We start from the raw sequence: 22,153 nt of genomic DNA on the forward strand, positions 1-22,153 counted from the left end.
GTAAACGCTTCGATTTCAAATGTCCGATCGAAGTGATGAGTGAGGTGATGCAAAAGGCCATTGCGATGCGGCACGATACTCCCACTTCGATTCAATAACCGTGTTGCACTCAGCTCCTGCAACCGCCGGGTTTTTTGAGAAATTGAAGTCGAGTAAGCTCAAATGGAACGGTGTGTCCATCAGCAAATTCACGCTTTTAACTAGAACAATTTTTGAAATGAAAGGAGTTGCTGGTGGCGGATACGTAGCTGCAAAAAAAATATTAAAAGTTCTCGGCTTTGTAATGTCGTCAAGCGAAAGTAAATCAGCTGGAATTTATCAGATTGATTCCTCTCTTTTTGATATGGCCAATCGATACGTTCAAAAGAATATTATTCCTGATTTGGACCTTCAGGCTAAAAATAAGCGCAAGATGAATGAATTAAAAGCTATGATTCACGAAGGAAAATCAGCGCGAGCGGCACAGCATGAGGCATTACCAGCCTGATCAAGCAGCACCAGTTCCGACCCCCTGGGATCGCCTCGGCATCCCAGTATCCGGGCCTGAATTGATCACCCAGCTGCACCAGGGCTTCTCCATCAAAACCCTTCAAGCCCTTTCTCAACTCATCGAAATCGACACTCAAACTCTCGGCAAAGCCATCTCTCTGACCCCCACAACTTTGATCAGACGATTTAGGGCAGGGCGCTTCAATACCGTTGAAAGCGACTCCATCTTCCGGCTGGCCTCCGTCATTCTTACTGCGCTCGAACTTTTCGAGGGCGATAGGTTGTCAGCAAAAACCTGGCTTCAAGCCCCTCAGATCGGCCTTGGTGGCCGCAAGCCTCTTGATCTAGTAAGTACCCAAGTTGAGGCGAACTCGATCCTGCGGCTCATTGGGCAGATTGAACAAGGGGTTTCTTGTTGAATTGCAGGCAAAAGAAAAGGGCTCTCGCCGAGAGCCCTTTATGGTCGCCAAACCAATAAATCAGAAAACACAAATCTATCTAACAGTTACTATTATGACGTTGCTTTATTTACTTGTCAATATAATAACTTCCTGAAAGATCATTTTTTTGAATGCATCTCCAAGGCCAGCTTCAAAATTTCTGGATCGAATTTGCTGAACAGCTCCATGGCGTTCTGCAATTCGTTTGTTTGGCTCTGCTCAATGCCAAATTCTTTTTTCGAGATCCCGCATTCCCTCATGATGAAATCAGTGACCTTCTGGCTGTTTTTAAGTAGATAGTCGAAATCATGCTTAAGGTTTGCATAGCCATCCGTCACGTTTTGGGCGGTGGAGTGATTCACAAGATGCTTCATTTCAACATCGCCAATCCCGGCCCGACCGCCCAGATTGATGAAGAAATTTCGCATAGCGTTCAGGTTATAGCGCTTGATACCGGCCAGCTCGCAGATCTTTGACATATATGGTCTGAGAGAAGATTCGGATAGAGGCGCTTCCCGCACATCACTCTGAAAGAGATATGTCTTTTGCGGGTCATACTGCTCGACAACGATAGATCGCAGCACGTCTGAAAATGCCACTACGTAACGTCCTGAGGTTTTCAGGTGCTGGTCAGCATATTCAGCGGTGAAATCGAAGCCAATGGGAGAGCCTGTTTTTGAAAGCATCAGCATCGAGTTCGGTGTTCTTCTCAATTCTCCGCTACGCATGCCAACAAAAACGTTGGTCAAAATCACGTTTGTACATGCGCGGGCTTGATTCGTACTGCGGCCTCGGCCCGGTTGCTCCTCCCGAAATTTGAGGGCCGCGTTAAGAAATTTTGTTGCCGACTCAATCGTTATGTCGTGCTTTCGACGCGGTATCGTATCCCTAATCTTTGTTCTTTTCAGGATGGCGGTAGGGTCAGCAAATGCAGGGTCATCCTTGTTTTCACGGACAAAAGAGTAGAGTGCTGAAATGTACGTCCTCAGGATTCTGGCCGTTGTCTTTTGCTTTTTCGGTTCGCCGTTCTCATCGAGCTGCGGAATTTCTTTGCCCGCCGCGTCGAGTACTGGAACACCCTTACTCCGCTTTATGCGAAAGCTTTCCTTCAGGGCCTTGTACCGAGTTTCAAACATCTGCTCGTTGATCTGGCGCATATCCAAATCAAGCCAATCGTCAGCATACCTCCTTAATACCTGCTCATAATGTAGGCGGGTTGCTACCTTCCGTCCGTGTTCATTGTCCGGGGATTTGATGCCGAAAGCTGAAAAGCGCAGCTCAACGGCATCCATAAGCGTAATTTTTCCGCCGACTTTCGCTAGCTCGATCTCAGCATCTTTCTCATCAAGAATGGCGCGTGCTTTCGCCCTGAGATCGTCAAGATCGTAGGCCGATGGATCATGCTCGATGTTTCGTTTGATGAGCTTGCCGCTTGCGTTCCGACCGTTTACGTAGAATCTCTTCACCCCGGTGCCGATGCGCAATCGGAGTGGCGAATCAGCATCTTTAAGCAGCTTCTCGGTGCCCGTATCGGCGAAGGGCATCTTCTCGATTTCCTTCTTTTTAAACACGATTTCCAGGACTGATTCTTTGGTTTTTTTTACGGTCATGAGTAGCTCGGCAAAACTTTGGTAACAGAGCTTAGTGTGTCTTTCGCACGTTGCCAAATGGATAGTAACTTTTTGGTAACAAGCCGCTGTTCTTGGGATGTATAAAAACGAGATAATAACTTGACGATAATTAAATGTGGTTGGTTTCTGAGCAGTTAAACGCCGGTTTTACGGCGGTATTGAGGGTATTTAGTTTAATTTGTCAGTGTTAATATACAAACAAGTAAATGGCGCGAGAGACTTAAAATCCCCCGCTCGTAAGGGCGTGCCGGTTCGATTCCGGCTTCGGGCACCATATATATCAAGGGCTTGCATGAGATATTTCATGCAGGCCCTTTTTGTTGCGCCTCCATAAACACCTCGCCTTTCGCGTGAGGGTCGATGATCCAGGCCGGGCGAGGCGCAGCTGCTACTTGGCTTTCCAGCTGCCCCCGCCGCTCTTGCAGTCGATTTTAGATTGCCGCAAATTCTCGGCTCCGTAATAGAACGGGGCTACCACGACACCTGGGCTCAGGCAGGCGAGCAAAAGCAGGAGTTTTCTGTTACTCGGGATTGCCTCTGCGAAGCGTCCCAAAGCCAATTCGGGGGCATATGGAATTTGAAAAGCGCTTAACGGGCTCGTTCCATTGGATTGGGCGCCCACTGAATCCCAGGCAAAAAAATGACCCGCATGCGGGCGGGCCAAGGGGATTCATCAAAGGAGTGAATTCACTGTAGGGCACTCGATGTGAAAGAGGCGTGAAAAAACTGGCGCAAGACTCAGCGGTTAAACAGAGGTCAACCAAAATCGGGTAAGGACGCACACGGTGACGTCGCCGTTAATGCGTCCTGAATCAGAACAGCGCTTTCATCGGGGCGTCCAGTGCTTACTACCTGAAGCGCGGCAACGGCCTGTCAACCGGTCGCAGTGAGGACAGGGTGTTGCGGATCAGCGGCGTGTCTTTTTCAATGTCATTGAGCCGATCGCGGATTCGCAGGGCAGTTGGGTGCCCGCCTTGATGATCAACCCAGTCGGCAATTTCCTTGCACGCAGCCGCCAGTCGCGCCTGGCGTGAATCAAGCAGGGTAAGCAGGGTGGTGATGGACTCTTTTTCGGACATGACACACCTCCGTTCAAGAAACCTGGTAAATGGCAGCAAACAACCCGCAAGGTGCGAGCAGTCTGTCGATGGGTACGCTGCTCCGTCAGCGCTTCAAGTATAGACCCGTACTTCAGCCCTGTCGGACCGTCACACGGGACCTGTCGTTGAGACGCTGACATTCACGGCGCGCGTCTTCTTCCAGATCGAATCCGTCGCCGATGAAGCCGCGGGTGCGAGTGTCCGTCACCATGTACCAGACCGAGGCATCAGGTGGCGCATGACTGACTTCACCGGCTCGGCGTCCGTGGATGATGATCTTGTTGCACCGCTTGACGACGAATATGTCTTCCATGGCTCCACCGCGCAGATTCTTGTTCACATCAACTATAGAAGCCATTTGCAATCGTGCAAAAAATCCGCGGGGCCAAAGCTCTACGAGTCCGGCATATTCGGGGCCAGCAACCAGCCCTGCGGGTGCCATTTGAGGAGGTGGGTCGGCGCCAGCGCGGCGAGGAAATGTGCGTCATGGGAGGCTGCGACAATCGCGCCGGGAAAATTCTGCAGGGCTGTCTCAAAAGCTTCCACGGACTCAAGGTCAAGGTGGTTGGTAGGCTCATCGAGCAGTAGTAACTGCGCAGGCGTCTTGCCCCAGCACGCGATGGCGATGGCGGCCTTCAGGCGCTCGCCGCCGCTCAGCGAACAACTGGGTCGCGTGACTCGGTCGGCGTTCAGGTGTAAGTGCGCCAGGTGGTTACGCAGCCTGTCTACTGGTATCGGGGTATCGAGCGCATGCAGTTGTTCCAGCACGCAGCGCTGGTCATCGAGTAGTGCCAGGTGCTGATCGAGCAAGGCGCTCGGGACGTGGGTCAGGCACTGACCGCTACGCGGGGCGATGTGCCCGGCCAGCGTGCGCAACAGGGTGGTTTTACCGCAACCGTTGGGCCCGCTGACTGCGATGCGTACCGGGCCTGCGATGGCCAAGGTCAGGCCGGCGGCCGTTCCTGCAGCGGCGTGGCCCATGTCCTCCACTGCGTATTGGGCAGTTCCGGCGTGGTTCAGGTGCACATCGACCAGTGTCAGTACCTGGCGACCGGCCGGCACCCGGCTGCCGGGCAAGTTGACCAGGACACTTTCCTGGACCACAACGTTGGCGCTGGCATCGCGCACCCTGGCCGCCAGGCCGTCTTTGCGCGCTTGATGCCCCTGGCGAACCGGACCCATGGCATCCCTGGCCGCGCTCTTGATTTTTCCCCGCTCGAAGCCCGAGACGTTGGCGATGTCCGCTTTTCTTCGGGTGGCGGCAGCATGTCGCTGCACAGTGTCATGCTCGCGCTGCAGGCGGCTGGTCTCGCGTTTGCGCTCGGCGCGGGCCTGATCGAGCTCTGCGCGTGCCGCGGCTTGTTCAATCTCTCGCTGCGCCTGAAACTCGCGATAATTACCGCCAAAGAGCCTGGCGCCGAGTGGGCTGATTTCGACGATTCGGGCAAAACCGCTCAGCAGGTGTCGATCATGGCTGACCACGATCAGGCCGCCGCGCCACTGTGCAAACTGATTTGTCAGCCAACCGCGCCCCTGGTCGTCCAGGTGGTTGGTGGGCTCATCCAGGACGATCAGCTGTGCCTCACCCAGAAACGCACCGATCAGAGCGACCCGCGCTCGTTGCCCCCCGCTCAAGGTGTGGGTGGGCGTATCCGGGTTGACGTGGCAAAGCCCCGCCTCGTCGAGTTGCCTGCGCAGGCGGGCAGCCAGGTCCCAGCGCCCAGCCAGGGCTTGCAGGTCCGCCTCGTCGAAGTGCCCAAGCTCGACTCTGGCCAACGCTTGCAACACTTCACGAGTACCGGTGGCATCGGCGACGGTGTGTCCCGGTGCATCGGTAAACGATTGCGCCACATAGGCCACCTGACCCTGGACCGTCAGGGTGCCCGAGCAGGGTTGCAGCTGTCCGGCAATCAGGCGCGCCAGCACGCTCTTGCCACTGCCGTTGCGACCGACGATGGCCGTGTGGACGTGATCAAAGCTTAAATTGAGGTCGTGAAAAACTGTCTCGCCATCGGCGAATTGAAAGCCCAGTTGGTTCAGGGAAACGAGTGCAGGCAGACGCGTGACGTGAGTCATCGGCACCTCCGGAAAATGTCGAGAAGATCAACAAGCGCCGTGGGCGGCTTGTCGCGAACACATTTCTGGACGGCTTAGTTATTCACGTCAAAGGTCAACCTGAGAAAGCGGAGGTGGCTAGCCTACTCGCCTCTCGAGGGTTATCGCAAGTCGCCATTCTGCGTGGCTTCGACCATTTTCTCCAGGAACATGGCCAATCCGACTTCCTCGGCTCGCAGCCCCTTGCGGGTTCTGGGCCTTGGCAGTTCAGCCAGGGCACCGAGGAGAAAATGCTCCAGTACCGCCGGATGGATGTAGCACTTACGGCACACCGCCGGGGTATTGCCCAGTTGTTTGGCGACATTTTTCACCATTTCAACCACGTGGCGCTTGGCGTCCGATTCCGGCTCCCAGTGCAATTCGCGCAACACCGACAACGCCAGCGCGCTGCCTGCCCAGGTGCGGTAATCCTTGGCGGTGAAGTCGGCGCCGGTGAGCGTTTGCAGGTAGGCGTTGACGTCTGAAGAACTCACCGTGTGGCGCTCACCGTTTTCGTCCAGATACTGGAACAGGTTCTGTCCGGGTATCTCCAGGCAGCGCTTGATGATTCGCGCCAGGCGCCGGTCCTTGACGGTGATCTGATGCTCTACGCCGCTCTTGCCGCGGAACTGGAACAGGATCGCACTGCCATTGACTTCAACATGGCGGCTGCGCAGGGTCGTCAGGCCGTAGGAGCGGTTGTCCCGGGCGTACTGGGTGTTACCGACGCGGATCAATGTCGCGTCAAGCAAGGTGATTACGGTGGCCATGACCTTGTCACGGCTGAAGCCGGGAGCCTCCAGCAGTGCTTCAAGTTGCTTGCGTAACTTGGGCAAAGCCAGGCCGAAATCTCTCAGGCGTGAGTATTTGTCGGCGTCGCGTACTTCGCGCCAGCGCGCATGATAACGATACTGCTTGCGACCCCGTGCATCACGTCCGGTCGCCTGCAGATGGCCGCGTGGATCGGCGCAGATCCACACGTCAGTGTAGGCCGGCGGCACCGCGAGGGCATTGATGCGTTTGACCTCGTCCGAATCGGTGATGCGCTGGCCGGTCGAGTCGAAGTAGCAGAACTTGCCGCGTAGTTTCCTGCGGGTGATTCCAGGTTGCGTGTCATCGACATAGTGCAGGTCGGGAGGCAACGCAACGGGCAGATCGGTATCGGGCATGGCGGTAGTCCTGGCTTGCAATCAATTGGCCGTTACAGCGATTGACCGCACGCAATCGCAGTGGTGCCGGCGAATTTAAGCCAGCACCGCCACCGCCTTGATCTGCGCCCACAATTGCTGGCCGGGGTACACACCCAACTGGTCCCGGGAGTAACGAGTGATGCGCGCCAGCAGCGGCGTGCCACCGGCTTCCAGGCGTATCAAAACGTGAGCGGCATTGTCTGCGGGCATTTCACTGATTACCGTGACGGGCAGGCGATTGAGAATGCTGCTGTGCTCGGCGGCGTTCAGGCTCAGGCTGACATCCCGCGCCTGCACCTTGCACCGCAGCGCCTGGCCCAGGGTCATTGGCGAGTGCGCCACGCGAATGTTCATGTCGCTGGCGGGCAGTTGCAGCGTCAGCAACTGGTAGTGGGCATCGTAGGCGCTGACCTGGCCCTCGATCACCACGCCAGCGTCGTCACCGAGTGCAAGCGGCAGGTCGAGACGCGCCAGGGTGGCGCCGATCGGGCCGCTGGCCAGGGCCTTGCCATCGCTTAGCAGAACAATATGATCGGCCAGGCGCGCCACTTCATCCTGTGAGTGGCTGACGTACAGCACGGGGATTTCCAGTTCGTCGTGCAAGCGCTGCAGGTACGGCAGGATCTCGTTCTTGCGCTGACTGTCGAGCGCCGCCAGCGGCTCGTCCATCAACAGCAGCCGGGGACTGGTGAGCAATGCGCGGGCTATGCCGATGCGCTGGCGCTCACCGCCCGACAGGTTGTGCGGATGACGATCGAGCAGATGGCCAATGCCCAGCAGATCGGTGGCGTGCGTCATATCAACCCGCCGCTGGGAGGCGGGAATGCGCTTGAGGCCGAACTGCAGATTGGCCAGCACCGACAGATGCGGAAACAGGCTCGCTTCCTGGAATACGTAGCCCAGGGCGCGCTTGTGTGCTGGCACGAAAATCCTCTTCGCGCTGTCTTGCCAGACTTCATCATTGACCTGGATAAAAGCCTGACCAGCCTTCTCCAGCCCGGCGATGCACCGCAGGCAGGTGGTCTTCCCGGAGCCGGAATGCCCGTACAGCGCCGTCACGCCACGGCCGGGCAATTGCAGGTCGACGTCCAGGGCAAACCCCGGATAGTCCAGTTTCAAGCGCATATCAATCATCGATCAGCTCCAGCCCGCACGGGTCTTGCGGCTGGAGTAGAGCGCCAGCAACACGGCAAACGAAAAGACCAGCATCGCCCCGGCCAGCCAATGGGCCTGGGCGTATTCCATAGCTTCGACATGGTCGTAGATTTGTACCGAGACCACCCGGGTTTTGTCCGGAATGTTGCCGCCGATCATCAGTACGACTCCGAACTCGCCGACCGTATGGGCAAAGCCGAGAATGGCTGCCGTGATGAAACCGGGACGTGCCAGGGGCAGGATCACGCTGAAAAAAGTGTCCCAGGGATTGGCCCGCAGCGTCGCGGCCACTTCCAGTGGCCGCGTACCGATAGCGGCAAAAGCATTGTGCAGGGGTTGCACCACGAATGGCATGGAATAGAGCACCGAGCCAATCACCAGGCCGGCAAAACTGAAGGTCAGGGTGCCGAGCCCGAGTGATTGGGTGAGCTGGCCGACAACGCCGTGGGGACCTAGCGCGATCAACAGGTAAAAACCAATCACCGTAGGGGGCAAGACCAGGGGCAGGGCGACGATCGCCCCGACCGGACCGCGTAGCCAGGAGGTGGTACGCGACAGCCACAACGCGATCGGAGTGCCGATCACCAACAGGATGACCGTCGTCAGCGACGCCAGTTTCAGGGTCAGCCAGATGGCAGCAAAATCGGCACTGGTCAGGCTCATTTAAAGTTGATAACCGTAGGATTTGATAACGGCAGCGGCTTTGGGCCCCTTGAGGTAGTCAACCAGCGCCTTGGCGGCTGGATTGTCCTTGCCCTTGTTGAGGATCACCGCGTCCTGCTTGATCGGGTCGTGCATGTCGCCCGGAACGATCCAGGCCGAGCCGCCGGACACTTTGCCGTCTTTGTAAACCTGCGACAAGGCGACGAAACCGAGCTCGGCGTTGCCGGTGGACACAAACTGGTAAGCCTGGGTGATGTTTTGGCCTTCGACGATCTTGGCTTTGACTTGATCGGTCAGGCCCAGCCTGGCCAGCACTTGGGTAGCGGCCAGCCCGTACGGCGCAGCTTTCGGGTTAGCGATGGCCAGATGCTGATACTGGTTATCGCTAAGGACCTTGCCCTGGCTGTCGACGTATCCGTCCTTGGCCGACCATAGCGCCAGGGTGCCAATGGCGTAAGTGAAACGTGAACCCTTGACGGTATCGCCTTCGTTTTCAAGTTTCTGCGGCGTGCTGTCATCGGCTGACAGGAACACTTCGAACGGCGCGCCATTCTTTATCTGGGCGTAGAACTGGCCGGTGGCACCGTAGGCAGCTATCACCTTATGACCGGTGTCTTTCTCGAAATCGGCAGCGATCGCCTGGAGGGGGGCGGTGAAATTGGCCGCGACCGCGACCTGGACTTCGTCGGCCTGGGCCGATCCAACCGTGCAGACTGCCAGCAGGCTCATAAGGGCAGCAGGGGCAAAACGTGAGGCGCGAGGGGTCATGAACGGCTCCGTGACGGGCAGATACAGCAGTGGGGACTAAACGCTATGTAGGGAAATATATAGCGAAAAACCTGCAAACGGAACTCGATTGTATACATGTTGCCCAGATCGACCCCGGTAGGAGCTGCCGCAGGCTGCGATCTTTTGATCTTGATCTTGATCTCTAAACCACGAGGATCAAAAGATCGCAGCCTGCGGCAGCTCCTACAGGGATGGCGGCGGCTTGAGGTTTAGTGGATCAGCTTCGCCAACCCTTCCTCTGCCAGTTTGCGGGTCAGCTCTGCCGTGCTCAGCTCCTTCCCGAGGGGAAACGCCTGACCTGCCCAGAGGTTGCTGAAGTCGGCTTCTCCCTTGGCGCGCAATGGCATCAACGCACCCCCGGCGAGCGGAAAGGCCGGGGCCTTGTCACTCATAGGCCCCAGCTCGCGCATCACTCGATTGAGAATGCCCCGTGCCGGGCGGCCGGTGAAAAGATTGGTCACGGCCGTGTCACTTTCCCTGGCGGTGCGCAATGCCTTGTGGTGAGAGGCGCTGACCTTGGCTTCCGGGGTGAACAGGTAGGCGGTACCGACCTGCACCGCGCTCGCTCCCAGCATGAACGCCGCCGCCACGCCACGGGCGTCACTGATGCCGCCTGCGGCGATCACCGGGATTTTCACGGCATCAACAATCTGCGGCACCAGGGCGAATGTACCCACCTGGCTACTCAGGTCGTCGCTGAGGAACATGCCGCGATGACCACCCGCTTCATTGCCCATGGCAATGATCGCGTCGCAACCGTTCTGCTCCAGCCAGATCGCTTCTTCGACCGTAGTAGCGGACGACAGCACTTTTGCGCCGGTCGCCTTGACGCGGTCGAGCAGTGACTTTTCCGGCAGGCCAAAATGAAAGCTCACCACTTGCGGGCGCAGTTCTTCAATGACTTCGCATGTCGCGCTATCAAACGGCGCGCGATTGGACACCGGCGTCGGCGCATCGAAGTCCACGCCCAGTTCGCGGTAATAAGGCTCCAGCAGATTCTTCCAGTCCCGGGCGCCTTGTTCGTTGGCCACGGGTGGTTGATGGCAGAAAAAATTCACGTTGATCGGGCGCTGGGTCTGCGCGCGAATGGCCTTCAGTTCTTCGCGCAGTTGGTCGGTGCTCAACAGGGCTGCGGGCATGGACCCCAGGCCTCCGGCGTTGCTCGCCGCGATCACCATGGCCGCACCCGTCGCGCCAGCCATGGGCGCCTGGATGATCGGCAGCTCGATGCCAAGCAGGTCAAGGATGCGGGTATCTGGCCATTGACTCATTTTGCGGGCTCTCCGGCGGGTGGGCAGGGCAGGGACAGTCGGGGCGGATTTGTACCAGCAATCGCGGCGCCAAGGCCAGTGCTGGCGCAGCGCTCATTTCAAACAAGTCTCATGTCCAACAGCAGATTCGGGGCGTGCTTCGCGCTCGAGCAACTCTCGCTTGCGCTCCACGCCCCACCGATACCCCGACAGGTCGCCGTCACTGCGCACCACGCGATGACAAGGAATCGCCACTGCCAGATGATTTGCGCCACACGCCTGCGCTACTGCCCGGAAGGCTTTCGGGGCGCCGATCTGCCGGGCAATTTCAGCATAGCTGGCGGTGCTACCCGGCGGAATATCCCGCAGCGCCTGCCATACCCGCTCCTGAAACGCCGTGCCGCGCACATCCAGGGGCAAATCCAGGCCCAGGGCCGGGGCTTCGATGAAGCCGACGACCTTGGCAATCAACTGCTCGAACGCCTGGTCAGCCCCCAGCAGGTTGGCCTGCCGAAACCGATCCTGCAGATCGCAGACCAACTGATGCGGGTCGTCCCCCAGCAGGATCGCGCACACCCCGCGCTCGCTTTGCGCCACGAGGATCGCGCCGAGTGAGCACTGGCCCACGGCAAAAAGAATGTCGTTGTTCTGGCCGGCGGCGCGGTAATCGGTTGGTTTCATGCCCAGTACACTATCCGCCGCTGCGTAGAAGCGGCTATTGGAGTTAAATCCGGCGTCGTAGAGCGCCTCAGTGACCGAGCCGCCATCGGCCAGGCGCTGGCGCACCTTGCGCGCACGATGGGCGGCGGCATAACCCTTGGGGGTCAGGCCAGTGATCGCCTTGAACACCCGATGGAAGTGAAAGCTGCTCATGCCTGCAGCCGAGGCGAGGTCAATGAGCACCGGCACTTGCTCGGCGGTTTCTATCTGGCGGCACGCCGCTGCTACAGTCGCGGCATGCTGCGCGGCGAGATCACTTTGATCCTTCGCCGCCCTTTTGCTTGGGCGATATCCTGCGGCCTGTGCTTGCTCTGCAGTATCGAAGAACTGCACATTCTGTGGATTGGGCAAGCGCGCCAGGCTACTGGGGCGGCAATAGACACCCGTGGTTTTCACCGCATAGACGAATTGCCCGTCTGCGCGCGGATCGCGCGCAACCACGGCAGCCCAGCGGGGGTCATCCTCGATGGGGCCAGTTGTCGAAGGAGTGGTCATGACTTCACCTGCATGGAAGGGTTTGATCCAGCTTAGGAGGTTGCGTCCTACGCAACACTCCGCGGCTTGCGATTGAACTCGAAAGGCTCACCGCGCCGCCCGGAAGGTGAAGTTGATGCGCTGCTCCCCCAACCGTGGATGCTGACCGTCCTTGATAGGCAATACCCCGTGATAGCGCAAGCGATCGACACCGCCCCATACCACCACATCGCCATGAAACAGCGACACCCTCTGGCATTTGTCACCGCGTTCGAATCCACCAAACAGGAAGACCGCCGGCAACCCGAGGGATACCGAGACGATTGGCGCTGCCATGGACGTCTCGTCCTTGTCCTGGTGCAATGACATTTTCGCGCCGGGGGGATACCGGTTGATCAGGCAGGAGTCGGGGACAAAGCCTGCAAACCCAGCTTCCAGGGCGGCTGCCTGGGCCAGGTGAAGAAACACCTCGGGCATTGGCGGCCAGGGCTTGCCGCTCGCTGGATCCTGGCGGCTGTAGTGATAGCCACTGCGGTCGGTGGTCCAGCCCCAGGTACCGCAGCTGCTCAGCGCGGCCGACATGGTGAAGCCCCCTGGGGTGACCATCTGCCGAAAAGGCGCGGCCGCGAGGACAGCATCCAGCTCCGGCAGCAAGCGTTCAAGCCAGGGCAGGACGAAACCCCGCAGCACCCAGGATTGTTCGGCAATTTGCTCGCGCTTTGGCTGTTGCTCAGGTTCGTGGTCGGCGAACAGGTCCAGGGTGATAGAGCTCATAGGTGGTCACTCATCGAGACGATGATCAGCGATTCGCAAGATGTCGGCGTTACAGCGCCTTGCTCACGCTGATCTCGCTGATGACATCTTCGCCCTGGCCGTGAATCACGTCCAGCGCGGCCTTGGCTTCTTCGGCAGTGCCGTTTTCAAGCTGGGCGAACTCGAACCGGCGTTCGCCGTTGAGCTTGTATTTAATGACGTACTTGGTCGTCTGGGCCACGGTCATACCTGCAAGTCGGGAGGTGGAAATGCCACTCAGCTCAGTTTCGAGCTGGAGCGGCGGATGATCTTGATCGAGTGCGTGAGGGTCGGCTTGCGGGTCACGCTGATCGCCCGGTTGGTCACCGTGTCGATTGTGATGTTCCAGAAACCGGTGCTCGGTGCGGTGATGCGCGCTGGGAAAGTGTCGAACGCGCCGCCGTGGTACGTGTGGCGACCACCATTCTTGAAGCTGCGGAAGTTGGCGTCGTTCATCAAGCGGATGTTGCAGGTTTGCGAGCATTGAATGACGACGATGTCGTCTTCGTTCAGGTGCTCGCGCTGGTGGATAAATTTCATGAGGCGCCTCCAGAAGGGCTTTTTCTACAAAATCAAAACGATAGCTGGGCAATTGGCGCAGTTTATCAGCCCGAACAGGTTATTATCCGGTCGCCTTGGTCCACTTTGGCAATAAATGCAGAATTTTGGACATCAATCAGCGATTAACGCAGGCAGCCTCGGAGAAAAACAGCATTTGTGCTGTCGGAGGGTCTTTATCGGAGGTTTTATATGAAGTGGGGTGTAGGGTTACTGCCGTTGGCGTTGGTGATCAGTGGTTGCGCAAGTGTTTCGGAGATCAATGAAACGCTGCCGACCATGAGCGTGATCTCCGGCAAGAAACCCCATGAATATGCGCAGTGCCTGACCGAAAAGCTTGCCAGCAGCCGTGGCGCCTTGCAGGTTGAGCCGCACAAGGATGGCGTGCGGGTTATCGTACCGCAGAAGTTTTCCTCGGGGCCGGCCGCCGTATTTGATATCGAGGACCGTTCCAGTGGCAGCAGCATCAAGCTGCACGAGCGCATTTCCAATGTGCCGTTGCGTCCCAAGGATGTGCGTAACGCTGCAACTGCCTGCATTTCCGGCTGATAGAATACCGCCGGTCAGCACTGATGCCGCCTCAGCGACGCTTTGGCGGCATTGTCATTTCTGGAGTCGAGCATGAAGCGAGAGCAAGTACGGGAACGTCACGCCGAAGGGAGTATTTCGGCCACCCATGTGATTCAGAATCCGGCGAACTCGGGAGAGTGGATCGTTTTTTTCAAGAAGAGCGCCGGGCGCAGTTACTTTCTGGTGGATGATAACGACGAAGTCGAGTCCTTCAGCCGTCTCGACGATCTGATCGAGACCGTTCGCGGCCTCGGGATCAAATTTGCGGAAATCCACATGTAGGGCAGGGTGCCTTACTTGCAGACCACCACCACACTGCGGTTTTTGAAGTTGCCGACGTCCACCCCAAGGGTCTTGTCGCTTTCCTTCAACGAAGGAGTGCCGTCGGTGCCGACGATCCGGTAGCCGGTGCCGGCGCAGGAGGCATCGGCTTTTTCATAGCAGGTGGCCCAGGAATTGGCCTCTCCGGAACAGTCGATGGCCAGGCCTTGTTCCCCGTTATTGAGGTAGGTGGTTTCAGAAGTGGCACAGCCGCTCAGGGCCAATACTGCAATCAGTGGCAAAAATTTATTCATGTCGTTGTCGTCGTCAGGATGATGGGGCTAAGCCTGTGACAGCGCTGGCATCAAAAGGTTATAGCCAAAGGCCACTTATTGCCGTCTTATCTAAAACAGGCGTCGCAAAAAAGCCCTGCGCGAGTCAGGGCTTGGGTGCGGCAGCTACTGATCAGCGTTTGTCTTTGCCACGTCGGCCAGTACTGGCGTGTTCCAGCTCCAGTACCGATGCTACCTCGATAGCCATTGCCTCGGTCGGAAAGGCCCCGGCGCCGACATCCTCACCGTTGGCACCCGCCACTCGCCATTCGCCAGGCTTGACTTGCTTGATCTGGTAACCGTTGACTATTTTTGCTTCCGACATGTATCTGCCTCGTTGGCTGGTTCAATTGCGCAATGATAACGCCAAATGCACTCACCGGGTGCTGATGGGCGTATGGTGGTGCGATTGCGCGCCGATTTTCCCCTCGGCGCACAGCGTCCAGCTTTTCTGCTATCTATTAGGAGGCGAACTGTTCTGGGGAACTATCCGACAGAATATTTCTCTATGATGGCATCGGTTAGCCAGTGCGGGGCATTGTAAGGTGCCCGCCGCCTGATTAGACTGCGCCGAAACTCGTACACACAGCCCTTACAAGGACTTTTATGATCAAGAAATGCTTGTTCCCAGCAGCCGGTTACGGTACTCGCTTCCTGCCAGCGACTAAAGCCATGCCCAAGGAAATGCTGCCGGTGGTAAACAAGCCACTGATCCAGTACGGCGTTGAAGAAGCCCTGGACGCTGGGTTGACCGAAATCTCCATCGTGACCGGTCGCGGCAAACGCGCGCTGGAAGACCACTTTGACATCAGCTACGAGCTGGAAAACCAGATCAAGGGCACCGACAAGGAAAAATACCTGGTCGGCATCCGCAAGTTGCTCGACAACTGCTCGTTCTCCTACACCCGCCAGACCGAAATGAAAGGCTTGGGCCACGCCATTCTGACCGGCCGTCCGCTGATCGGTGACGAACCCTTCGCCGTGGTCCTGGCGGATGACTTGTGCGTGAACCTTGAAGGCGACGGCGTACTGACCCAGATGGTCAAGCTGTACAAGCAGTTCCGCTGCTCGATCGTGGCCATCCAGGAAGTTGATCCGCAAGAGACTCACAAATACGGCGTGATCGCCGGCGAGATGATCCGCGACGACATCTACCGCGTTCACAGCATGGTTGAAAAGCCAAAACCTGAAGATGCGCCGTCGAACCTGGCGATCATCGGTCGCTATATCCTGACTCCGGACATCTTCGATCTGATCGAACAAACCGAGCCAGGCAAGGGTGGTGAAATCCAGATCACCGACGCCCTGATGAAACAGGCACAAAACGGCTGCGTGATGGCCTACAAGTTCAAAGGCAAGCGTTTCGACTGCGGTGGTGCCGAAGGTTACATCGACGCGACCAACTTCTGCTTCGAGAACTTCTACAAGACTGGCAAGGCTTACTGATAGCCAGGCCTGCTTGTAATGAAAGCCACCTTCGGGTGGCTTTTTCTTTTTCAGCCCCCAAATAAACGCCCAGCACTTGCCCAGCATGCGTGTGCAGGTATGCTGTTGACCTGCCGAGGAGATTGAAGATGGCCTACGATTTTGACCTTTATGTGATTGGCGCCGGTTCCGGTGGCGTACGGGCTGCGCGTTTCGCTGCCGGCTTTGGGGCCAGGGTGGCTGTGGCCGAGAGCCGTTATCTGGGGGGTACCTGTGTGAACGTCGGCTGCGTGCCGAAAAAACTGCTGGTCTACGGCGCGCATTTTGCCGAGGATTTCGAGCAGTCGTCCGGTTTCGGCTGGACACTTGGGGAGGCGCAATTTGATTGGGCGACCCTGATTGCCAACAAGGACCGCGAGATCAATCGCCTCAACGGCATCTACCGCAACCTGCTGGTCAACAGCGGTGTGACCTTGCACGAGGGCCATGCCAAGATCGTTGATCCGCATACGGTCGAGATCAACGGCGAGCGCCACACCGCGGAGAACATCCTGATCGCTACCGGCGGCTGGCCGCAGGTCCCGGAAATCCCGGGGCACGAGCATGCCATCAGCTCCAACCAGGCATTCTTCCTGAAAGAGCTGCCAAAGCGCGTGCTGGTAGTCGGTGGCGGCTACATTGCCGTCGAGTTTGCCGGGATCTTCCACGGGCTGGGCGCCGACACCACCTTGCTGTATCGCGGTGACCTGTTCCTGCGTGGCTTCGACGGCGCGGTGCGCAAGCATTTGCAGGAAGAGCTGACCAAGCGCGGTATGGACCTGCAGTTCAACGCCGACATCGAGCGCATCGACAAGCAGGCCGATGGCAGTCTCAAGGCCACCCTCAAGGACGGTCGTGAGCTGGAAGCCGATTGCATTTTCTACGCCACGGGCCGCCGGCCGATGCTGGATAACCTTGGGCTGGAAAACACGGGCGTCAAGCTCGACCACAAAGGCTTCGTCGAAGTTGACGAGCAATACCAGACCGCCGAGCCGTCGATCCTGGCGCTGGGTGATGTCATCGGCCGGGTCCAGCTGACGCCTGTCGCGCTGGCTGAGGGCATGGCGGTAGCGCGACGCCTGTTCAAGCCCGAGCAATACCGTCCGGTGGATTACAAAATGATCCCGACCGCGGTGTTCAGTTTGCCGAACATCGGTACTGTCGGCTTGACCGAGGAAGAGGCGCGGGACGCCGGGCATGAAGTGGTGATCTACGAAAGCCGTTTCCGCCCGATGAAGCTGACCTTGACCGAGTGTCAGGAGCGCACCCTGATGAAACTGGTGGTCGACGCGAAGTCCGACAAGGTGCTGGGTTGTCACATGGTCGGGCCCGATGCCGGTGAAATCGTTCAAGGTCTGGCGGTCGCACTGAAGGCCGGTGCGACCAAGCGCGACTTCGACGAAACCATCGGCGTCCATCCGACGGCCGCCGAAGAATTCGTCACCATGCGTACGCCGGTCGATCGTTAATCGGCTGTTGCAGCGTCTGGGGCTGTCGCAATGGCAGCCGCCAGGCGCATGCTTTCATCAAGGCTCGCCCGGGTCTTTTGCAGTTCTGTTTCCAATCCCTTGTTGAGCTGCGACTGATCTTCAACGCTCTGTTTAAGCGACTGGCTTTCCAGCAAAGCTGCGCGCAGGCGTTCCTGGAGGAGGGTGCGCTCGCTGTCGATGCGGTTGACTTGCTCCAGCAACTGATCCTGGCGGTTATGCGTGTGCTTGAGCTGTTCCTGCAACAGGCTCAGCTCACGCAGCGTGCCACGGTTCTCCGTCAGCAGGCGTTCATTGTCCCGATGCAGCTGCGTGATTTCGTCCTGGCGTATCAAGGCGCTCTGCTGGGCCTGGCGCAGCTCCATCTGAATTTGTTGTACCTGCCCTTCATGGCGGCGCTGCTCCTGCTCACGCTGTTCCTTGACCGCGTTGCGATAGTGCTCCAGCGCGTCGCGGGCGTGCAGGTGCTTTTCTTCCAGAGAGCGAATCTGCTCATCCTTGTCCTGCAAGCGCAATTCGAAATCTGCCAGCGCCTGGTTGAGTCCAGCGTTGCGTGTCTGCTCGGTCTGCAATAACGCGAGCGTGTTCTGCAGAGTGTCCGATTCCTGGGTGAGGGCCAGGGTTTGCACTTCGTATTGCTGTTGCAGCTCGGTATTGGCTTCCAGCGCTTGGGCCAGCTGTGCATCCAGCGCCTTTTTCTGCTGATCGAACTGCGTGCGAGCCTGGTCAATGGGCTCCTGCGCCTGCTCTTTAAGCCGTTGGGCGAGGCGGGCTACCAGCCCTGCGAGTTCGTCATCGATCGGTTCGCTGGTCGCATCTACAGGCTCGGCAGCGTCGTCGAGCTCCTTCAAATATCGGTGAATAGTAGTCTTTGAGCCGGTATTGCCCATTTCTATGCGTACAGCGTCAATGCTCGGGTGTTCGCCCCGGGCAAGGATTGCCAGGCGTGCCGTTTGAACCACTGCTTTGTTAATGCCGCCGCGAGCCATGAGCTCTCCTACGATTTCGTACTGTGGTACATACCACCAAAAATCAATTGTACCACGATTAGATAATCAGAGATAATTCTTGAATACTCACGTGGGATATATTGGTATTATCCCGTGTGATAAGCTTTTCCGGTAGTAAGCCGCCCCAAATCCGTACACAAAGCCCTGTAGGAGCGAGCTCGCTCGCGAAAAACCCCCAAGCGCCGCTGGCTAACTAACCCCCCGCCATCGTTGACGACCATCGCGAGCAAGCTCGCTCCTACAGAAGCAGGCTCCATGAGCGTATTTTCCAGAAGACAGGTTCCATGAGCGGGTTTGATCGTTCAGAAGGCAGGTCGCATGAGCGAGCTTGATCGTTACCTTAATGCCGCCACCCGCGACAACACCCGGCGTAGCTACCGCGCCGCCATCGAGCACTTCGAAGTCAGCTGGGGCGGCTTCCTGCCCGCGACCGCCGATAGCGTCGCGCGTTATCTGGTGGCGCATGCGGGCGTACTTTCGATCAACACCTTGAAGCTGCGCTTGTCGGCGCTGGCCCAGTGGCACAGCAGCCAGGGGTTTGCCGACCCCACCAAGGCGCCGGTGGTGCGCAAGGTGTTCAAGGGGATCCGCGCACTGCACCCGGCACAGGAAAAGCAGGCCGAGCCGTTACAGCTGCAGCACCTGGAGCGGGTGATTGCCTGGCTTGAACGAGAGGCGCAGATCGCTCAGGCCGAACACGATCAACCGGGCTTGTTGCGCGCCAGGCGCGACACCGCGCTGATCCTCCTGGGGTTCTGGCGAGGATTTCGCAGTGACGAGTTATGTCGCGTGCAGATCGAGCACGTCCAGGCCAGCGCCGGTGCCGGAATCAGCCTGTATTTGCCGCGCAGCAAGGGTGACCGTGACAACCTCGGCAAGACCTACCAGACGCCAGCGCTCCAGCGCTTGTGCCCGGTGCAGGCTTATATCGCCTGGATCAGCGCCGCCGCGTTGGTGCGGGGCCCGGTGTTCCGCGGTATCGACCGCTGGGGACATCTGGGCAAGGAGGGCTTGCACCCCAACAGCGTGATTCCACTATTGCGCCAGGCGTTACAACGCGCAGGCATCGCCGCCGAGCACTACACCAGCCATTCCCTGCGCCGGGGTTTTGCCACCTGGGCCCATCAAAGCGGCTGGGATCTGAAATCGTTAATGAGTTACGTCGGCTGGAAAGACGTGAAATCGGCGATGCGTTACGTCGAGGCCAGTCCGTTCCCCGGAATGACCCGCATGGTCGAGAAGCCACTGGTGCCCTAGATTCCGTTTTCTTCTATTAATACTGTCGGCTAATAGCGAAAACCAATCAGTAGCATGAGCTTTGCCAATGAGCCATCGAGGGATTGGATAGGTAGGATTCATCTCATCAACTTTTCAACCCCTGACGGAGAGTCATCGATGCCTATCATCAACAGCCAAGTTAAACCGTTCAAAGCTGACGCCTTCAAAAATGGCGACTTCGTAAAAGTCTCGGACGCTGACCTGAAAGGCAAATGGTCGGTCGTATTCTTCTACCCGGCGGACTTCACCTTCGTTTGCCCAACCGAGCTGGAAGACCTGGCCGACAACTACGAAGCGTTCCAGAAGCTGGGCGTTGAAATCTACAGCGTTTCCACCGACACCCACTTTGCCCACGCTGCCTGGCACAACACTTCGCCAGCCATCGGCAAGATCCAGTACACCATGATCGGCGACCCGACCCACGCCATCTCCCGCAACTTCGACGTGCTGATCGAAGACGCTGGCCTGGCTGACCGTGGCACCTTCGTGATCAACCCTGAAGGCCAGATCAAGATCGTTGAACTGAACGATGGCGGCGTTGGCCGCGACGCTTCCGAGCTGCTGCGCAAAATCAAGGCTGCTCAGTACGTTGCTGCTCACCCAGGTCAGGTTTGCCCAGCCAAGTGGAAAGAAGGCGAGGCTACCCTGGCTCCGTCCCTGGACCTAGTCGGCAAGATCTAAGACTGTGAAAGCACTATCAGGGCGGGTTTCCGCACCTCAGTAAGCTGCAACCGCCCACTAAAAACGCCCGGGCGAGATTCGCTCGGGCGTTTTTTTATGCCTGCTTTATATGAATCCGAAAAAAGGAAATCGCCCGTATGTTGGACGCCAATCTTAAAGCCCAGTTGAAGTCATACCTGGAACGGGTCACCCAGCCGATCGAGATCGTTGCTTCCCTCGACGACGGTGCGAAATCCCAGGAAATGCTCGCGTTACTGAAAGACGTTGCCAGTCTTTCCAACCAGATTACCTTGCTCGATAACGGTGACGATGCACGCAAACCATCGTTCTCGATCAATCGCCCAGGTGCGGATATCAGCTTGCGTTTCGCCGGCATCCCGATGGGCCACGAATTCACCTCGTTGGTGCTGGCCTTGCTGCAAGTTGGCGGTCACCCTTCGAAAGCCAGTGTGGAAGTGATCGAACAGATCCGTTCGCTCAAAGGCGAGTTCAGTTTCGAGACCTACTTCTCGCTGTCCTGCCAGAACTGCCCGGACGTGGTCCAGGCGCTGAACCTGATGGCGGTGCTGAACCCGCATATTCGCCACGTGGCGATCGACGGCGCGCTGTTCCAGGCTGAAGTCGATGACCGTCAGATCATGGCGGTGCCGAGCATCTACCTCAACGGGGTCAACTTCGGTCAGGGCCGCATGGGCCTGGAAGAGATCCTCGCCAAGATCGACACCAGCGGTATCGAGCGTCAAGCCGAGAAAATCAGCGGCAAGGAAGCCTTTGACGTACTGGTCGTCGGCGGTGGCCCGGCCGGTGCGTCGGCCGCGATCTACGCTGCCCGCAAAGGCATTCGCACCGGTGTGGCGGCGGAGCGCTTTGGTGGGCAGGTGCTGGACACCATGGCCATCGAAAACTTCATCTCCGTGCAGGAAACCGAAGGGCCCAAGCTGGCCGTGGCCCTGGAAGAGCACGTCAAGCAATACGACGTCGACATCATGAACCTGCAACGTGCCGACAAACTGGTGCCGGGCAAGGAGGGGGAGTTGCACCAGATCCACTTCGCCAGCGGCGCCACCTTGAAAGCCAGGACCGTGATCCTGGCGACCGGTGCGCGGTGGCGTGAAATGAACGTCCCTGGCGAACAGCAGTACCGCAACAAAGGCGTGGCGTACTGCCCACACTGCGACGGTCCGCTGTTCAAGGGCAAGCGCGTGGCGGTGATCGGCGGCGGCAACTCGGGCGTCGAAGCGGCCATCGATCTGGCCGGTATCGTGTCCCACGTGACCTTGCTGGAGTTCGACGTACAGTTGCGTGCCGATGCAGTCTTGCAGCGCAAGTTGCACAGCCTGCCGAACGTAACAGTGATCACCAGTGCGCAAACCACCGAGGTGACCGGCGACGGGCAAAAGGTCAATGGACTGCGTTACAAGGATCGCAAGTCAGATGAACTTCGCACCGTCGAGCTGGAAGGTATTTTCGTGCAGATCGGTTTGCTGCCCAACACCGACTGGCTAAAAGGCACCATCGAGTTGTCGCCTCGCGGCGAGATCGTCGTTGATGCTCGCGGTGAGACGTCGATGCCGGGCGTGTTCGCTGCCGGCGACGTGACCACTGTGCCGTACAAGCAGATCGTGATTGCGGTAGGCGAGGGCGCCAAGGCTTCCTTGAGTGCATTCGATCACCTGATCCGCACCTCGGCCCCGGCATAAAAGCCGAGGGCTGAAAACACAAAAA

The 22,153-nt window shown here is 58.0% G+C and carries 25 protein-coding genes; 9 read left to right on the top strand and 16 right to left on the bottom strand.

Annotated features, from left to right (window positions below):
• The first annotated feature begins 172 nt into the window (after nucleotides 1–172).
• Both IMW75_RS21060 and IMW75_RS21065 read left to right on the top strand, forming a co-directional pair.
• Nucleotides 173–487: a hypothetical protein gene (locus IMW75_RS21060; protein ID WP_205893640.1), complete on the top strand. Its 315-nt coding sequence runs from the start codon at nucleotides 173–175 to the stop codon at nucleotides 485–487.
• Nucleotides 468–908 (top strand): antitoxin Xre/MbcA/ParS toxin-binding domain-containing protein, encoded by a 441-nt coding sequence (locus IMW75_RS21065; protein ID WP_205893641.1) that lies wholly within the window; start codon nucleotides 468–470, stop codon nucleotides 906–908. The genes IMW75_RS21060 and IMW75_RS21065 overlap by 20 nt, the downstream gene beginning before the upstream one ends.
• Before the next feature lie 140 nt (nucleotides 909–1,048).
• Here the strand turns inward: IMW75_RS21065 and IMW75_RS21070 are convergent, their stop codons facing one another.
• The 13 genes from IMW75_RS21070 to IMW75_RS21130 form a co-directional block, all read right to left on the bottom strand.
• The gene (locus IMW75_RS21070) at nucleotides 1,049–2,539 is read right to left on the bottom strand and encodes a hypothetical protein (protein WP_205893642.1); all 1,491 of its coding nucleotides are present in this window, start codon (nucleotides 2,537–2,539) and stop codon (nucleotides 1,049–1,051) included.
• A gap of 869 nt (nucleotides 2,540–3,408) precedes the next feature.
• Nucleotides 3,409–3,639, bottom strand: coding sequence for a hypothetical protein (locus IMW75_RS21075; RefSeq protein WP_045058296.1), 231 nt, complete (start codon nucleotides 3,637–3,639; stop codon nucleotides 3,409–3,411).
• A 112-nt stretch (nucleotides 3,640–3,751) separates the two neighbouring features.
• Nucleotides 3,752–4,009: a hypothetical protein gene (locus IMW75_RS21080; RefSeq protein WP_205893683.1), complete on the bottom strand. Its 258-nt coding sequence runs from the start codon at nucleotides 4,007–4,009 to the stop codon at nucleotides 3,752–3,754.
• 44 nt (nucleotides 4,010–4,053) lie between these two features.
• Nucleotides 4,054–5,736, bottom strand: a complete 1,683-nt coding sequence (locus IMW75_RS21085; RefSeq protein WP_205893643.1) for an ABC-F family ATP-binding cassette domain-containing protein — start codon at nucleotides 5,734–5,736, stop codon at nucleotides 4,054–4,056.
• A 140-nt stretch (nucleotides 5,737–5,876) separates the two neighbouring features.
• Nucleotides 5,877–6,923, bottom strand: a complete 1,047-nt coding sequence (locus tag IMW75_RS21090; RefSeq protein WP_205893644.1) for a DNA topoisomerase IB — start codon at nucleotides 6,921–6,923, stop codon at nucleotides 5,877–5,879.
• A gap of 75 nt (nucleotides 6,924–6,998) precedes the next feature.
• A complete protein-coding gene (gene modC, locus IMW75_RS21095) occupies nucleotides 6,999–8,078 on the bottom strand; it encodes a molybdenum ABC transporter ATP-binding protein (protein ID WP_045058300.1) in 1,080 nt (359 codons plus the stop codon).
• Between the two features lie 3 nt (nucleotides 8,079–8,081).
• On the bottom strand, nucleotides 8,082–8,762 hold the full coding sequence (gene modB / locus IMW75_RS21100; RefSeq protein ID WP_045058301.1) for a molybdate ABC transporter permease subunit: 681 nt from the start codon (nucleotides 8,760–8,762) through the stop codon (nucleotides 8,082–8,084).
• Nucleotides 8,763–9,530 (bottom strand): molybdate ABC transporter substrate-binding protein, encoded by a 768-nt coding sequence (gene modA / locus IMW75_RS21105; RefSeq protein WP_205893646.1) that lies wholly within the window; start codon nucleotides 9,528–9,530, stop codon nucleotides 8,763–8,765.
• A gap of 230 nt (nucleotides 9,531–9,760) precedes the next feature.
• Nucleotides 9,761–10,822, bottom strand: coding sequence for an NAD(P)H-dependent flavin oxidoreductase (locus IMW75_RS21110; RefSeq protein WP_045058303.1), 1,062 nt, complete (start codon nucleotides 10,820–10,822; stop codon nucleotides 9,761–9,763).
• 93 nt (nucleotides 10,823–10,915) lie between these two features.
• The gene (gene ada, locus IMW75_RS21115; RefSeq protein WP_205893647.1) at nucleotides 10,916–12,016 is read right to left on the bottom strand and encodes a bifunctional DNA-binding transcriptional regulator/O6-methylguanine-DNA methyltransferase Ada; all 1,101 of its coding nucleotides are present in this window, start codon (nucleotides 12,014–12,016) and stop codon (nucleotides 10,916–10,918) included.
• A gap of 87 nt (nucleotides 12,017–12,103) precedes the next feature.
• Nucleotides 12,104–12,769: a DNA oxidative demethylase AlkB gene (gene alkB / locus IMW75_RS21120; RefSeq protein ID WP_205893649.1), complete on the bottom strand. Its 666-nt coding sequence runs from the start codon at nucleotides 12,767–12,769 to the stop codon at nucleotides 12,104–12,106.
• Nucleotides 12,770–12,818: 49 nt separating this feature from the next.
• Nucleotides 12,819–12,989 carry a hypothetical protein gene (locus IMW75_RS21125; RefSeq protein WP_163019503.1) on the bottom strand — a complete coding sequence of 57 codons (171 nt, stop codon included), beginning with the start codon at nucleotides 12,987–12,989 and terminating at the stop codon, nucleotides 12,819–12,821.
• A gap of 35 nt (nucleotides 12,990–13,024) precedes the next feature.
• Nucleotides 13,025–13,327: a DUF1883 domain-containing protein gene (locus IMW75_RS21130; RefSeq protein ID WP_045058306.1), complete on the bottom strand. Its 303-nt coding sequence runs from the start codon at nucleotides 13,325–13,327 to the stop codon at nucleotides 13,025–13,027.
• 210 nt (nucleotides 13,328–13,537) lie between these two features.
• Here IMW75_RS21130 and IMW75_RS21135 point away from each other — a divergent pair, with 210 nt between their 5' ends.
• Together IMW75_RS21135 and IMW75_RS21140 are read left to right on the top strand one after the other, a co-directional pair.
• Nucleotides 13,538–13,894, top strand: a complete 357-nt coding sequence (locus IMW75_RS21135; protein WP_045058307.1) for a hypothetical protein — start codon at nucleotides 13,538–13,540, stop codon at nucleotides 13,892–13,894.
• A gap of 72 nt (nucleotides 13,895–13,966) precedes the next feature.
• Nucleotides 13,967–14,197, top strand: a complete 231-nt coding sequence (locus tag IMW75_RS21140) for a hypothetical protein (RefSeq protein WP_045058308.1) — start codon at nucleotides 13,967–13,969, stop codon at nucleotides 14,195–14,197.
• An 11-nt stretch (nucleotides 14,198–14,208) separates the two neighbouring features.
• Here IMW75_RS21140 and IMW75_RS21145 read toward each other — a convergent pair whose 3' ends face one another.
• Both IMW75_RS21145 and IMW75_RS21150 read right to left on the bottom strand, forming a co-directional pair.
• Nucleotides 14,209–14,490 (bottom strand): lipoprotein, encoded by a 282-nt coding sequence (locus IMW75_RS21145; RefSeq protein WP_045058309.1) that lies wholly within the window; start codon nucleotides 14,488–14,490, stop codon nucleotides 14,209–14,211.
• A gap of 151 nt (nucleotides 14,491–14,641) precedes the next feature.
• Nucleotides 14,642–14,833, bottom strand: a complete 192-nt coding sequence (locus IMW75_RS21150) for a hypothetical protein (RefSeq protein ID WP_045058310.1) — start codon at nucleotides 14,831–14,833, stop codon at nucleotides 14,642–14,644.
• A gap of 281 nt (nucleotides 14,834–15,114) precedes the next feature.
• Here IMW75_RS21150 and galU point away from each other — a divergent pair, with 281 nt between their 5' ends.
• Entirely contained in the window at nucleotides 15,115–15,954 is an 840-nt protein-coding gene (gene galU, locus IMW75_RS21155) for a UTP--glucose-1-phosphate uridylyltransferase GalU (protein ID WP_010460715.1), read from the top strand.
• Nucleotides 15,955–16,082: 128 nt separating this feature from the next.
• A complete protein-coding gene (gene gorA / locus IMW75_RS21160; RefSeq protein WP_205893650.1) occupies nucleotides 16,083–17,441 on the top strand; it encodes a glutathione-disulfide reductase in 1,359 nt (452 codons plus the stop codon).
• Here gorA and IMW75_RS21165 read toward each other — a convergent pair.
• Complete coding sequence (locus tag IMW75_RS21165) at nucleotides 17,438–18,448, bottom strand: DNA-binding protein (protein ID WP_205893651.1); 1,011 nt, start codon at nucleotides 18,446–18,448, stop codon at nucleotides 17,438–17,440. The genes gorA and IMW75_RS21165 overlap by 4 nt on opposite strands.
• 339 nt (nucleotides 18,449–18,787) lie before the next feature.
• Here IMW75_RS21165 and IMW75_RS21170 point away from each other — a divergent pair, with 339 nt between their 5' ends.
• The 3 genes from IMW75_RS21170 to ahpF all read left to right on the top strand — a co-directional run bounded on the left by IMW75_RS21170 (nucleotide 18,788) and on the right by ahpF (nucleotide 22,128).
• The gene (locus IMW75_RS21170; RefSeq protein WP_205893652.1) at nucleotides 18,788–19,726 is read left to right on the top strand and encodes a site-specific integrase; all 939 of its coding nucleotides are present in this window, start codon (nucleotides 18,788–18,790) and stop codon (nucleotides 19,724–19,726) included.
• 138 nt (nucleotides 19,727–19,864) lie between these two features.
• Entirely contained in the window at nucleotides 19,865–20,428 is a 564-nt protein-coding gene (gene ahpC / locus IMW75_RS21175; RefSeq protein WP_045058314.1) for an alkyl hydroperoxide reductase subunit C, read from the top strand.
• Nucleotides 20,429–20,565: 137 nt separating this feature from the next.
• Nucleotides 20,566–22,128, top strand: coding sequence for an alkyl hydroperoxide reductase subunit F (gene ahpF / locus IMW75_RS21180; RefSeq protein ID WP_205893653.1), 1,563 nt, complete (start codon nucleotides 20,566–20,568; stop codon nucleotides 22,126–22,128).
• Nucleotides 22,129–22,153: the final 25 nt, after the last annotated feature.

The organism is Pseudomonas gregormendelii, from assembly GCF_017114825.1.
In the GTDB taxonomy this organism is placed as follows: Bacteria; Pseudomonadota; Gammaproteobacteria; order Pseudomonadales; family Pseudomonadaceae; genus Aquipseudomonas; species Aquipseudomonas gregormendelii.